The sequence below is a fragment of the Bradyrhizobium sp. AUGA SZCCT0158 genome (assembly GCF_018130065.1).
Taxonomy (GTDB): domain Bacteria; phylum Pseudomonadota; class Alphaproteobacteria; order Rhizobiales; family Xanthobacteraceae; genus Bradyrhizobium.
This window is the reverse complement of sequence record NZ_JAFCME010000010.1, coordinates 166,347-178,475: the sequence shown is the minus strand read 5'-3', so window position 1 is coordinate 178,475 and position 12,129 is coordinate 166,347. Positions and strand designations below refer to the sequence as shown.

The 12,129-nt window shown below is 62.9% G+C and carries 14 protein-coding genes; 12 read left to right on the top strand and 2 right to left on the bottom strand.

The window, feature by feature from the left end; genetic code table 11:
- Positions 1-66 precede the first annotated feature (66 nt).
- From JQ574_RS16890 to rplQ, 6 genes are all read left to right on the top strand, one after another.
- The gene (locus JQ574_RS16890) at positions 67-1,176 is read left to right on the top strand and encodes a preprotein translocase subunit SecY (RefSeq protein WP_249119394.1); all 1,110 of its coding nucleotides are present in this window, start codon (positions 67-69) and stop codon (positions 1,174-1,176) included.
- Positions 1,173-2,030 (top strand): adenylate kinase, encoded by an 858-nt coding sequence (locus JQ574_RS16885; RefSeq protein WP_212211777.1) that lies wholly within the window; start codon positions 1,173-1,175, stop codon positions 2,028-2,030. The genes JQ574_RS16890 and JQ574_RS16885 overlap by 4 nt, the downstream gene beginning before the upstream one ends.
- A 183-nt stretch (positions 2,031-2,213) precedes the next feature.
- The gene (gene rpsM, locus JQ574_RS16880) at positions 2,214-2,582 is read left to right on the top strand and encodes a 30S ribosomal protein S13 (protein WP_211998091.1); all 369 of its coding nucleotides are present in this window, start codon (positions 2,214-2,216) and stop codon (positions 2,580-2,582) included.
- A 130-nt stretch (positions 2,583-2,712) separates the two neighbouring features.
- The gene (gene rpsK, locus JQ574_RS16875; RefSeq protein ID WP_192733848.1) at positions 2,713-3,102 is read left to right on the top strand and encodes a 30S ribosomal protein S11; all 390 of its coding nucleotides are present in this window, start codon (positions 2,713-2,715) and stop codon (positions 3,100-3,102) included.
- A 118-nt stretch (positions 3,103-3,220) separates the two neighbouring features.
- Entirely contained in the window at positions 3,221-4,252 is a 1,032-nt protein-coding gene (locus JQ574_RS16870; protein WP_192733847.1) for a DNA-directed RNA polymerase subunit alpha, read from the top strand.
- Between the two features lie 142 nt (positions 4,253-4,394).
- Positions 4,395-4,811, top strand: a complete 417-nt coding sequence (gene rplQ, locus JQ574_RS16865; RefSeq protein ID WP_212211768.1) for a 50S ribosomal protein L17 — start codon at positions 4,395-4,397, stop codon at positions 4,809-4,811.
- Positions 4,812-4,914: 103 nt separating this feature from the next.
- Here rplQ and JQ574_RS16860 read toward each other — a convergent pair whose 3' ends face one another.
- Complete coding sequence (locus JQ574_RS16860) at positions 4,915-5,316, bottom strand: hypothetical protein (RefSeq protein ID WP_212211766.1); 402 nt, start codon at positions 5,314-5,316, stop codon at positions 4,915-4,917.
- 386 nt (positions 5,317-5,702) lie between these two features.
- On the opposite strand from JQ574_RS16860, the gene JQ574_RS16855 reads away from it, so the two are divergent.
- Both JQ574_RS16855 and JQ574_RS16850 read left to right on the top strand, forming a co-directional pair.
- Positions 5,703-6,497: an SDR family NAD(P)-dependent oxidoreductase gene (locus tag JQ574_RS16855; RefSeq protein WP_212211764.1), complete on the top strand. Its 795-nt coding sequence runs from the start codon at positions 5,703-5,705 to the stop codon at positions 6,495-6,497.
- Between the two features lie 92 nt (positions 6,498-6,589).
- A complete protein-coding gene (locus JQ574_RS16850) occupies positions 6,590-6,886 on the top strand; it encodes a DUF1330 domain-containing protein (RefSeq protein ID WP_212211762.1) in 297 nt (98 codons plus the stop codon).
- Between the two features lie 118 nt (positions 6,887-7,004).
- On the opposite strand, the gene JQ574_RS16845 is transcribed toward JQ574_RS16850, so the two are convergent.
- Positions 7,005-8,018 (bottom strand): zinc-binding alcohol dehydrogenase family protein, encoded by a 1,014-nt coding sequence (locus tag JQ574_RS16845; RefSeq protein ID WP_212211760.1) that lies wholly within the window; start codon positions 8,016-8,018, stop codon positions 7,005-7,007.
- A gap of 118 nt (positions 8,019-8,136) precedes the next feature.
- Here JQ574_RS16845 and JQ574_RS16840 point away from each other — a divergent pair, with 118 nt between their 5' ends.
- The 4 genes from JQ574_RS16840 (at position 8,137) to JQ574_RS16825 (ending at position 12,027) form a co-directional block, all read left to right on the top strand.
- On the top strand, positions 8,137-8,514 hold the full coding sequence (locus tag JQ574_RS16840) for a helix-turn-helix domain-containing protein (RefSeq protein WP_212211758.1): 378 nt from the start codon (positions 8,137-8,139) through the stop codon (positions 8,512-8,514).
- A 74-nt stretch (positions 8,515-8,588) separates the two neighbouring features.
- Entirely contained in the window at positions 8,589-9,980 is a 1,392-nt protein-coding gene (locus JQ574_RS16835) for a DegQ family serine endoprotease (protein ID WP_212211756.1), read from the top strand.
- On the top strand, positions 9,977-11,320 hold the full coding sequence (locus JQ574_RS16830) for a replication-associated recombination protein A (protein ID WP_212211755.1): 1,344 nt from the start codon (positions 9,977-9,979) through the stop codon (positions 11,318-11,320). The genes JQ574_RS16835 and JQ574_RS16830 overlap by 4 nt, the downstream gene beginning before the upstream one ends.
- A complete protein-coding gene (locus tag JQ574_RS16825; RefSeq protein ID WP_212211753.1) occupies positions 11,317-12,027 on the top strand; it encodes a tetratricopeptide repeat protein in 711 nt (236 codons plus the stop codon). The genes JQ574_RS16830 and JQ574_RS16825 overlap by 4 nt, the downstream gene beginning before the upstream one ends.
- Positions 12,028-12,129: the final 102 nt, after the last annotated feature.

Sequence of the window (12,129 nt, the reverse complement as noted above, 5' to 3'; positions counted from 1 at the left end):
ACGATCGGCGCGCTGCTCATCTTCCGGCTCGGCAGTCATATCCCGCTTGCGGGCCTCTCGCCACAGATGCAGGCCGGCCTGCTGCTTTCATCGCACGCTGCCGCCCGCATTTCGGTTTTCGCGCTCTTCATCATTCCCTATCTGAGTGTCGCGATCGTCATGCAGCTTGTCGCTGTGGTGTGGGGCAGGCTGAGTGCGCTGGAACGATCGGGTGAGGCCGGCCGCCGCAAGATTACCGGCTTCACGCTGATCCTGACGCTGCTGCTTGCAGCATTCCAGGCCTTCGGCGTCGCGTCCGGTCTTCAGGACGTTCCCGGCCTCGTCACCGAGCCCGGCGGCTGGTTCCTGCTGTCGGCCACTGCAACGATGGTGGGCGGCGTGTTCTTCCTGGTCTGGCTTAGCGAACAAATCACCCGCCACGGGATCGGCAACGGGCTAGCGCTGCTTCTGTTCGTCGGCATCATCGTTTCGCTTCCGGCAGATATTTCCGCCACCTTCCAACTGCTGGGACAAGGCGCGATCTCCGGCAGCCTTCTGCTGTTGCTGGCGATCCTCGCGGTCGTGGGCGTCGCGGTCATCGTGCTCGTCGAAGGCGCGCGGCGGAACGTGCCGGTGCAGTATGCCGCGCGCCAGGCGGGAACACGCCTGCTTCCCGCGCGCTCCTCGGTGCTGCCGATCAAGATCAACAGCGCCGGGTTCCTGATCCCGGCCACCGTGACGCCGTGGATTTTCTATCTTCCGCTGGTGCTTGCGACCTTGGCCCTCGGCCAGACGCCCACGCTCGCCGTCGCCTACGACCACATCCAGTTCGCCCGGCCGGTCCACATGATCCTCGGATCCATTGCGGTCTTCGTGCTGGCTTTCATCTATACTGCCTATGTGCTTGATCCCGCGCGCATCGCCGAGGTCTTGCACAAGCGGGGCGGCGCGATTACAGACGTGGCGCCGGGCGAACCCACCGCCGACCATCTCGATCGCGTCGTGACGTTGACGACCTTCATCGGAGCCGTCTACCTCGTGGCCGTGTCGCTGATTCCGGAAGCCTTGGTGGCTTACGGTAAGCTGCCCTTTCTTTTTGGTGGTGGCTCGGCGCTGATTGTGGTTTGCACTATCCTTGATATCAAAACGCAGGTGCGCGGGCATTCGCTCACCAAGCCGGGGGGCGAATTGTCATGAGATTGATCCTTTTGGGGCCGCCGGGTGCGGGCAAGGGGACCCAGGCGCAACGGCTGGTCCACAAACACGACCTGATCCAGCTCTCCACCGGCGAGATGCTGCGCGCTGCGGTGGCCGCGCAGACACCGGTCGGCCTGCAGGCCAAAGACATCATGGCGAGCGGGTCGCTGGTGCCGGATGAAATCGTGATCGGAATCATCTCCGACCGCCTCGACCAGCCCGACATGAAGAACGGGTTCATCCTCGACGGCTTTCCACGCACGGTGCCGCAGGCCGCAGCCCTCGATGAACTGCTGAAGAAGAAGCACATCAAGCTCGACGCCGTGATCGAGCTGCGCGTCAACGAGAGCGCGCTGCTCGACCGCGTCGAGAATCGCGTCGCCGAGATGCGGGCGAGGGGCGAAGAAGTGCGAATCGACGACACTCCGGAAGTGCTGTCGAAGCGGCTGGCGAGCTACCGGACCCTGACCGAGCCCCTGATTCACTACTATTCGGAGCGGCGGAAGCTGCTCACGGTCGATGGTATGATGACCATCGAGCACGTCACCCGGGAAATTAACCGGATCCTGTCCGCCATCGGCGCGGTGGAACCCAAAGCATCGAAGGCAGCTGCGCCGGCCAGGCAGGCCAAGGCGGGCGCCAGGAAAACCGCCAAGCCCGCGGGCAAAAAAGCCGCCAAAACCGCCAGGAAAGCCGCCAAAACCGCTCCAAAGGCCGCCAAAGCCGCCTCCAGGGGGGCAAAAAAGGCCAAAAAGGCGACCAAGAAAACGGCCGGAAAAACGGCTAAAAAGGTGGCCAAAAAGCCCGCCAAAAAGGCCGTGAGAAAGGTCACGAAAAAGCGAGCTAAACGATAGAGACGGTTGACGAAACCGAGTTGAATCCTTTAATAAGCCCGCATCCAAGTCGGATAGTTTCAGACGATGCCGGGCCCCAAAGAATCTGAGGGGACGGGCGTCGTGTTCGCGTTTGCGGACACCTGCCCGAGTTAGCAAGAACATAGCCCGGTCCGCGAGGGATCGGTGACAGGAGAGAAGTCCGTGGCCCGTATTGCCGGCGTGAATATCCCGACCAACAAGCGCGTCTTGATCGCGCTCCAGTACATCCATGGCATCGGCCAGAAGAACGCGGCCGAGATCATCGAGAAGGTGAAGATTCCCGTTGAGCGCCGCGTCAGCCAGCTCAGCGACCAGGAAGTTCTGCAGATCCGCGAAGTCATCGACCGCGACTATCTTGTCGAGGGCGATCTTCGTCGTGAAGTCGGCATCAACATCAAGCGTCTGATGGACCTCGGCTGCTATCGCGGCCTGCGTCATCGCCGCGGCCTGCCGGTGCGCGGCCAGCGCACCCACACCAATGCGCGCACGCGCAAGGGCCCGGCCAAGTCGATTGCCGGCAAGAAGAAGTAATTGGCGAGTAGCGAATGGCGAATGGCGAGTAGGGGCTCGACCCCTATTCGCTATTCGCCACTCACCATTCGCTCTTAGGTGTAGCCGCTGGCACTACGGCGGCGTTTGAGATCACAGGAAAGGTTTTGGAATGGGCAAGGAAGCCACCCGCATACGCCGCCGCGAACGCAAGAACATCGCCTCCGGCATCGCGCATGTGAATTCGTCGTTCAACAACACGACCATCACCATCACCGACGCGCAGGGCAACACCATTGCCTGGTCGTCGGCCGGCACGATGGGCTTCAAGGGTTCGCGCAAGTCGACCCCCTATGCCGCGCAGGTCGCGGCCGAAGACGTTTCCAAGAAGGCGCAGGAACACGGCATGCGCACGCTGGAAGTGGAAGTTGCAGGCCCCGGTTCGGGCCGTGAGTCGGCGCTTCGCGCGCTGCAGGCGGCGGGCTTCACCGTCACATCGATTCGCGACGTGACGACGATCCCGCACAATGGTTGCCGTCCGCGCAAGCGCCGGCGCGTTTGATGTTTTGGTCGCGGGCGGATTTATCCGCCGCGCGATTGCCTTGGAATTTCGACAGCCGCGGGCTGATCCGCGATCTCCAACGTCAGTTGCGGGCACGACTGGCCCAAAGGACTGACACATGGGTGACACAGTGACGATCCAGAAAAATTGGCAAGAACTTATCCGACCGAACAAGCTGCAGGTAACGCCGGGCACCGATGCGGCCCGGTTTGCGACCGTTGTTGCAGAACCCCTCGAGCGCGGCTTCGGCCAGACCCTCGGTAACGCGCTGCGCCGCATCCTGCTGTCGTCGCTGCAGGGCGCAGCGGTGCAGTCGGTGCACATCGACGGCGTGCTGCACGAGTTCTCCTCGATCGCGGGCGTTCGCGAGGACGTCACCGACATCGTGCTCAACATCAAGGACATCTCGATCAAGATGCAGGGCGAAGGCCCCAAGCGCATGGTCGTGAAGAAGCAGGGCCCGGGCGTCGTCACCGCCGGCGACATCCAGACCGTCGGCGACGTCGTGGTGCTCAATCCCGACCTGCAGATCTGCACGCTGGACGAGGGCGCGGAAATCCGCATGGAATTCACGGTCGCTGCCGGCAAGGGCTATGTCGCCGCCGAGCGTAACCGCCCCGAGGACGCGCCGATCGGTCTGATCCCGGTCGACAGCCTGTTCTCGCCGGTCCGCAAGGTTTCCTACAAGGTCGAGAACACCCGCGAGGGCCAGATCCTCGACTACGACAAGCTGACCATGACGATCGAAACCAATGGTGCGATCACGCCGGAAGATTCGGTGGCCTATGCCGCCCGCATCCTGCAGGATCAGCTCAACGTGTTCGTGAACTTCGAAGAGCCGCGCAAGGAAGTGGCGCAGGAGATCATCCCCGATCTCGCGTTCAACCCTGCCTTCCTCAAGAAGGTCGACGAACTGGAGTTGTCGGTGCGTTCGGCAAACTGCCTGAAGAACGACAACATCGTCTACATCGGCGATCTCGTGCAGAAGTCGGAAGCGGAAATGCTCCGTACCCCGAACTTCGGCCGCAAGTCGCTGAACGAGATCAAGGAAGTGCTGGCCCAGATGGGTCTGCATCTCGGCATGGAAGTGCCGGGCTGGCCGCCGGAGAATATCGACGAGCTCGCCAAGCGCTTCGAAGACCACTATTGAGCGAATAGGGAGTGGCGAATAGCGAATGGAAAGACAAACCATTCGCTACTTACTACTCGCTTCCCAGGGCGAACGCAGGCGGCCCACCTGAGCAACAAGTCCGACGAACCGTCGCGACAGAATAAGTATTGAGGAATTCAACATGCGTCACGGCAAGGTTCACCGGAAGCTCAACCGCACCGCCGAGCATCGGCGTGCGATGTTCGCCAACATGTGCGCGGCGCTGATCAAGCACGAGCAGATCGTCACCACGCTGCCGAAGGCCAAGGAATTGCGCCCGATCGTCGAGAAGCTGGTCACGCTCGGCAAGAAGGGCGGTCTGGCGATGCGCCGCCAGGCGATCTCCGAAATGCGCGACAAGGATCAGGTCCGCAAGCTGTTCGACGTGCTGGCGTCTCGCTACAAGGACCGCCAGGGCGGCTACACCCGCATCATCAAGGCCGGCTTCCGCTACGGCGACAACGCCCCGATGGCCGTGATCGAATTTGTCGACCGCGACGTCGATGCCAAGGGCAAGGACTCCGGCCCGGTGCAGGAAAAGTCCGCCGAAGCGGCGTAAGCCTTACAAGCCAAATGGTCTTAAAAGCGGCGCTTTCCGGCGCCGCTTTTTATTTGCCGAACTCGAACGCGGCGCGCGATGTCCAGCGCCGCGTTCGCTTAACTCACCAGTGGCGCCAGTGGCGATGATAATACCGGGGCCCGCCATAATAGGCGAAGGCCGGGCGGATCACGCGGCGATAGCGAACCACGGGCACATAGGGCCCGCCATAATATCCGCCGTAGTAGGCTGGCGCATAACCGCCGTAATAGGCCGGAGCGTATCCGCCGTAGTAACGAGGGTATCCGTAACCGTAGCCGGGATATCCGCCATAGTATCCGTAACCAGGGCCATAGGCGTAGGCGTTGGACGCAAGGCCGCCGATCAACGCTCCCGCCAGGAGGCCGCCAGCCACAGCCGGGAAAAATCCGCCGCCGCGCCAGCGCGCTTCGGCGGGCGAGGGCGCTGCGACAGCCGTCAGGCCGAGGGTGGCCGCAAGTGCCAGGATCAAAGGTGCTTTCCTCATGGAACACTCCTTTCCGCAAATCCGTAAAGCAGACACTCAATAAACACATTCAAGTGAAGTTCGTTGCACGCCGCAAGCGGCCGAGCGGCCGGGCGGCAGATTTAATATTCATGAACACCTGTTCACGGCTTCGAGCGGGCCTCCGGGCGCTGCTTTTTTGTCTCGGCCGAAGCGAGCGTTCGCTTCCCCAATGGTCCGAACCACAACGGCGGCGCGCCACCATTCGCGTCCTGAGCGGCTGACGGTCGGCGGGATGGCCGACCAATCCTCGGAAGAGTCCTCGACGGCGAAAGCGGAGAGGCTGAGAGAGATCACGAACTGAAGAGAACAATTGCGGTTGCACTTGTCGCGCCCGATATCCCCGTCATCAAACAGGGAGATACCTCATGAACATCGATCTTGCGGGAAAGACCGCGCTGGTCACAGGCTCGACCGCCGGCATCGGACACGCCATCGCCAAGGGGCTGGCCGCGTCGGGCGCCACGGTCGTGGTCAATGGCCGTGCGCAGGGCAAGGTCGATAGCGCGGTTGCCGCCATCAGCAAGGCGTCGCCCGGCGCCAAGGTCCGCGGCGTGGCCGCGGATGTCTCGACCGCGGCGGGTTGTGGCGCGCTGCTTGAAGCGCTGCCCAGCGTCGACATCCTGATCAACAATGCCGGGATATTCGAGCCCAAGGGGTTTTTCGACATTCCCGACGAGGACTGGAGCCGCTTCTACGAGGTCAATGTGATGTCGGGCGTGCGGCTGTCGCGCGCCTATATGCCCGGCATGCTGATGCGCAACTGGGGCCGCATCGTTTTCATCTCCTCGGAATCGGGACTGAATATTCCAAAGGAGATGATCCACTACGGCATGACCAAGACGGCGCAGCTCGCGGTGGCGCGAGGGCTTGCGGAACTCACCCGCGGCACCGCCGTGACGGTCAATTCGGTGTTGCCCGGGCCTACGATGTCGGAAGGCGTCGAGACCTTCGTCAGGGATCTCGCCAAGCAAAATGGCCAGTCGGTAGAGGAGGCGGCAGCCCGCTTCGTCAAACAGCACCGCCCGACGTCGCTGGTCGAGCGCTTTGCCAGCGTCGAGGAGATCGCCAACATGGTGGTCTATGTCAGCTCAAAGGAAGCCTCCGTCACCAACGGTGCGGCATTGCGGGCCGAGGGCGGCATCATCCAGACCATCGCGTGAGGAGCCATTACGTTTTCGAGCATTCCCCGGACTTGATCCGGGGGTGGGGACCGGTTCGAGGAAAGAAAACGCGCCAAACAAGGAAGGCTTCGATGCCGGCCTATGTCATTTCCGAAGTCGAGGTGCGTGATGCGGCAGACTTCGGTGCCTATCGCAGCCTCGCTGCCGAAACGATCGCGCAGTATGGCGGGCAATATCTCGTTCGTGGCGGGCGCGTCGAACTCATCGAAGGTGAACCGCCGCCGAAGACGATGATCATCGTGGAATTCCCGTCGATGGCGCGCCTGCGTGAATGGTATGCCTCGCCGGAATACGCCGAGGCATTGAAGGTGCGCGCGACCGCGCTGGAGCGCCGGCTGTTGTTTGTCGAGGGGGTGCCAGCAGTTTGAGATCGTAATCGTAGTAGATCGTAGGGTGGGTTAGCCGAAGGCGTAACCCACCACTTTAGTAAATCGCGTGGCAAGTTGGTGGGTTACGCTGCGCTAACCCACCCTACGCAATCTCGAACTACCATCCCTCCAGCACGATCTTGCCGCGCGATTTTCCCGACTCCAAAAGCGCATGCGCGCGTTTGAGGTTGGCGGCGTTGATGGTGCCAAAGGTCTGGTCGAGCGTGGTGCGCAGCACGCCCTTGTCGATGAGGTCGGCAACATCGTTCAGCAGCATGTGCTGCGCGATCATGTCCGGCGTCTGGAACGACGAGCGGGTGAACATCGATTCCCAGTGCACCGAGATCGCCTTGCCCTTGAACGCACTCATCGTGAATTCCGGGGGATCGTCGATCAGGCCGAATTTGCCCTGCGGTGCCATCAGGTCGGCGATCCCCTTGTAGTGCTGATCGGTGTAGGTGAGGCTGGCGACCAGGCCGACCGGCGGCACTTTCAGCTGCTCGATCTGCTCCTTCATCGGCTTGCCGTGATCGATCACGGCATGCGCGCCGAGATCGAGGCACCACTTTTTCGATTCCGGCCGGGTCGCGGTGGCAACCACGGTGAGGCCGGTGAGGCGGCGCGCGAGCTGGATCAGGATCGAGCCGACGCCACCGGCGCCGCCGGTAATCAGCAGCGTGCGCGGATCGACGCTCTTGCCCGGCACCGCGCCGAGCCGATCGAACAGCAATTCCCAGGCGGTGATCGAGGTCAGCGGCAGCGCGGCGGCCTGCGCAAAGGAAAGCGATTTCGGCTTGCGGCCGACGATGCGTTCATCGACCAGATGAAATTCCGAATTGGTGCCCTGGCGCAGGATCGAGCCGGCGTAGGACACTTCATCGCCCGGCTTGAACAGCGTCACGTCAGGCCCGACCGCATCAACGACACCGGCCGCGTCATAACCCAAAATCTTGGTCTCGCCCTCGGGCGGCGCGGCGCGCTTGCGGACCTTGTAGTCGACCGGGTTGGCCGAGATCGCTTTTACGGCGACTCTGACGTCGCGGCCTTTCGGCTCGCCCTTGGCGGTCTCGAAATCGATCAGCGAATTCGCGTCCTCGATCGGGAGCGATTTTTGGTATCCGACGGCCTTCATGGCTGCTGTCTCCTGCCAGTTCTGTTGATTGAGCCTACCTGTCGCGCTGGCATCAATTTGGCAAGTACTGTAAAATCGGGGAACTAGTCCCTGTTTGGATACTATTGGAAAATAACGCATGAAAAGGCGGAATTTTGCTCATCGGCCCGGCTGCTCGGTGGAAGCCACCCTCGACCTGATCGACGGCAAGTGGAAGGGCGTGATCCTGTTCCATCTGCAGGCCGGTACCCAGCGATTTGGGGAGTTGCGGCGGCGGATGCCCGGCATTACCCAGCGCATGCTGACCAAGCAGCTGCGCGCGCTGGAGGATGACAAACTGGTGGTCCGCAAGGTCTATGCCGAGGTGCCGCCGCGGGTCGAGTATACCCTCTCGGAGCTCGGCGAGAGCCTGCGCCCCGTGATCGATACGCTGAAGGCGTGGGGGGAGAGCCATCGGGACCGGCTGTCCTGTGGACCTGCGCCGGAAACCATCAAAGCGCCCGATCGCGCAGCGTAGTCGTGTACCGCCTTGTCTTCTCTCGTTGCCGCCTCGCATCTATATCTGACGCACCAAATTACGGGATTTCTTGCATGTTGATTCGCTCTCTTGCCCTGCTACTGGTTTCCGCGATCGTTGCCACGCCGGCGCTGGCGCAGGACCGCCGCGTGCCGTCGTCGGGAGCCGAGCTGCGGCTTTCCTTCGCGCCGATCGTGCAACGGGTGCAGCCGGCGGTGGTCAACGTCTATGCCGCCAAGACCGTGCAGAACCGCAATCCCTTGCTGGACGATCCGATCTTCCGCCGCTTTTTCGGCGTGCCCGGCCAGCAGCCCGAGCAGATGCAGCGTTCGCTGGGTTCGGGCGTGATGGTCGATGCCTCCGGCCTCGTCGTCACCAACAACCACGTCATCGAAGGCGCCGATCAGGTCAAGATATCGCTGGCCGACAAGCGCGAATTCGAGGCCGAGATCGTGCTGAAGGACAGCCGCACCGATCTGGCGGTGTTGCGCATCAAGGACAACAAGGAGAAGTTCACGACGATCGACTTCGCCAATTCCGATGAACTGCTGGTCGGCGACGTCGTGCTCGCGATCGGTAATCCCTTCGGCGTCGGCCAGACCGTGACGCAAGGCATCATCTCGGCGCTGGCGCGCACGCAAGTTGGCATCACCGACTACCAGTTCTTCATCCAGACCGATGCCGCGATCAACCCCGGCAATTCCGGCGGCGCGCTGGTCGACATGACGGGCAAGCTTGCGGGCATCAACACCGCGATCTTCTCGCGCTCCGGCGGTTCGCAGGGCATCGGCTTTGCGATTCCGGCCAACATGGTGCGCGTGGTCGTGGCCTCCGCCAAGAGCGGCGGCAAGGCGGTGAAGCGCCCGTATCTCGGCGCGAAGTTGCAGGCGGTGACGCCCGAGATTGCGGAGACGCTGGGGCTGAAGTCGCCGACCGGTGCGCTGGTCGCCAACGTCGCGGTGAACAGCCCGGCGGCGCGCGCCGGATTGAAACTGTCCGACCTGATTACCTCGATCGATGGCCAGGTGATCGACGATCCCAACGCGTTCGACTATCGCTTCGCCACCCGTCCATTGGGTGGTTCGGCGCAGATCGACGTGCAGCGCGCCGGCAAGACCGTGAAGCTGACGATGCCATTGGAAACCGCGCCCGATACCAACCGCGACGAGATCGTGTTGACCGCGCGCTCGCCGTTCCAGGGCGCCAAGGTCGCCAACATCTCGCCGGCGGTGGCCGATGAGCTGCGGCTGGACGCCTCGACCGAAGGCGTCGTCGTGATCGATCTTGCCGATGGCGGAACGGCCGCCAGCGTCGGCTTCCAGAAGGGCGACATCATCCTCGCGGTCAATAGCCAGAAGATCGCCAAGACCAGCGATCTCGACAAGGCCTCGAAAAGTCAGTCGCGGATCTGGCGCATCACCGTGGTACGCGGCGGCCAGCAGATCAACGTGACGCTCGGCGGATGAGCCCGAAGCAGCCACGCGAAGCTGCCAACCTCTTTGCCGCGGCAGGGATGGAGCAGGACGCGCCGCGTCCGCTGCCGGATCGGCTGCGCCCGCAGTCGTTGTCAGATGTCGTCGGCCAGGATCACATCCTCGGCCCCGACGGTGCGCTGACGCGGATGCTGGAAACGCGCACGCTCGGTTCGCTGGTGTTCTGGGGACCGCCCGGCACCGGCAAGACCACGGTGGCGCGGCTGCTGGCCGATGCCACCGAACTGCATTTCGAGCAAATCTCCGCGGTGTTTTCCGGCGTCGCCGACCTGAAGAAAGTGTTCGACGCCGCGCGCGCCCGCCGCGAGACCGGCAAGGGCACGTTGCTGTTCGTCGACGAGGTGCATCGCTTCAACCGCGCGCAGCAGGATTCGTTTCTGCCCGTGATGGAAGACGGCACCGTGGTGCTGGTCGGCGCCACCACCGAAAATCCCTCGTTCGAGCTCAACGCGGCGCTGCTGTCGCGAGCCCGCGTGCTGGTGTTTCATTCGCTCGATGCGGTGGCGGTGGAGCAGCTGTACGCCCATGCGGAAAAGATCGAGGGCAAGAAGCTGCCGCTCGACGTCGAGGCCCGCGCCGTGCTGGTGCGGATGGCCGATGGCGACGGCCGCGCCGCGCTGACGCTCGCCGAAGAAGTCTGGCGCGCCGCGCGCAAGGGCGAAGTCTTCAACGCCACGCAATTGCAGGACATCCTGCAGCGCCGCGCGCCGATCTACGACAAATCCGCCGACGGCCACTACAACCTGATCTCGGCGCTGCATAAGGCGGTGCGCGGCTCCGATCCGGATGCGGCGCTGTATTATCTCGCGCGCATGATGGACGCCGGCGAGGACCCGCTGTTTTTGGCGCGGCGGGTGGTGCGCATGGCGGTGGAGGACATTGGCCTGGCCGATCCGCAGGCGCTGGTGATCTGCAACGCCGCCAAGGATGCCTATGATTTCCTCGGCCATCCCGAGGGCGAACTGGCGATCGCGCAGGCCGTGATCTATCTCGCCACCGCGCCGAAATCCAACGCCGCCTACAAGGCCTTTGGCGCGGCGATGCGCACGGCGAAGGAGGGCGGTTCGCTGCTGCCGCCAAAACACATCCTCAACTCGCCGACCAAGCTGATGAAGTCGGAAGGCTACGGTTCCGGCTACGAATACGACCACGATGCGCCTGATGCGTTTTCCGGCCAGGACTATTTCCCGGAAGCGCTGGGACGCCAGACATTTTATGATCCGCCCGACCGCGGCTTCGAGCGCGAGATCCGCAAGCGGCTGGACTATTGGGCGAAGCTGCGGCGCGAACGCGGCGGAGGAAGTGCTGAATGACTGGTCTGAAGTGCCGTGGCGTGTTCGCTCTTGCGTGCGCGCTGTTTGTCGCGGGGTTCGCGCAATCCGCGTCGGCTGACACCGTGCAGGTTGCGCCGGGAATACAGGTGACGAAGCGGACCTATGCTGCGCCCGCCAAGGAACAGCCGTTCTTTGGCTTCGAAGCCAAGACCGACGCGCAGCGGGAGGAGGACGACAAGTTCGTCAAGGCCCTGGTGCAGGCGGCCGGGACCAAGGAGAAGGCGCTGGACGAAGTGGTCAAGCGTGGTTGGCGGGCGCTTGGATCGGGCAAGTACCCCGAAGCCGCACTGCGATTCAACCAGGCCTACCTCGTCGCTCCCGAACAGAGCGTCGTCTATCACGGCCTGGCGGCGATCGCGCAAATTCGTTTCAAGGACCTCGACTACGCCGAAGAGCTGTTCCGGATTGCGCAGAAGCAGCCCAATCCGCTGAAGATGCTGAATGCGGACTACGGCCGCGTGCTGCTGGTCGCCAAGCGTCCGAAGGAGGCGCAGCCAGTGCTGGAGCAGGCGGTCAAGGACACGCCGGACTTCGGCGACGCCTGGATCAATCTCGCCCACGCCCGCCTGCAGAACGGCGACCGCGACGCCGCCTGCGCGGCGGCTGATGTCGCGATGAAGCAGCGTCCGTCGTCCAATGCGAAGGTCGATCTCGCCAAGTTGAGAAATGACGCGCAGTGCAAGTGAGTGTCGTTCGCTGATGTCGCTTCGCCGACCAAGCTGACGAAGTCGGAAGTCGATGGCTCCGGCTACGAATTCTACGCCGCTGCCGGAAAAAGGGGTCTTGCA

Bases quoted from the DNA above. Each gene is read 5' to 3' on its own strand.
- JQ574_RS16825 (WP_212211753.1), top strand. From the start codon at position 11,317: ATGACTGGTCTGAAGTGCCGTGGCGTGTTCGCTCTTGCGTGCGCGCTG.
- JQ574_RS16885 (WP_212211777.1), top strand. From the start codon at position 1,173: ATGAGATTGATCCTTTTGGGGCCGCCGGGTGCGGGCAAGGGGACCCAG.
- JQ574_RS16845 (WP_212211760.1), bottom strand. From the start codon at position 8,018: ATGAAGGCCGTCGGATACCAAAAATCGCTCCCGATCGAGGACGCGAAT.
- JQ574_RS16860 (WP_212211766.1), bottom strand. From the start codon at position 5,316: ATGAGGAAAGCACCTTTGATCCTGGCACTTGCGGCCACCCTCGGCCTG.
- JQ574_RS16830 (WP_212211755.1), top strand. From the start codon at position 9,977: ATGAGCCCGAAGCAGCCACGCGAAGCTGCCAACCTCTTTGCCGCGGCA.
- JQ574_RS16855 (WP_212211764.1), top strand. From the start codon at position 5,703: ATGAACATCGATCTTGCGGGAAAGACCGCGCTGGTCACAGGCTCGACC.
- JQ574_RS16835 (WP_212211756.1), top strand. From the start codon at position 8,589: ATGTTGATTCGCTCTCTTGCCCTGCTACTGGTTTCCGCGATCGTTGCC.
- rpsK (WP_192733848.1), top strand. From the start codon at position 2,713: ATGGGCAAGGAAGCCACCCGCATACGCCGCCGCGAACGCAAGAACATC.
- JQ574_RS16870 (WP_192733847.1), top strand. From the start codon at position 3,221: ATGGGTGACACAGTGACGATCCAGAAAAATTGGCAAGAACTTATCCGA.
- JQ574_RS16890 (WP_249119394.1), top strand. From the start codon at position 67: ATGCAGGCCGGCCTGCTGCTTTCATCGCACGCTGCCGCCCGCATTTCG.
- rplQ (WP_212211768.1), top strand. From the start codon at position 4,395: ATGCGTCACGGCAAGGTTCACCGGAAGCTCAACCGCACCGCCGAGCAT.
- JQ574_RS16850 (WP_212211762.1), top strand. From the start codon at position 6,590: ATGCCGGCCTATGTCATTTCCGAAGTCGAGGTGCGTGATGCGGCAGAC.
- JQ574_RS16840 (WP_212211758.1), top strand. From the start codon at position 8,137: ATGAAAAGGCGGAATTTTGCTCATCGGCCCGGCTGCTCGGTGGAAGCC.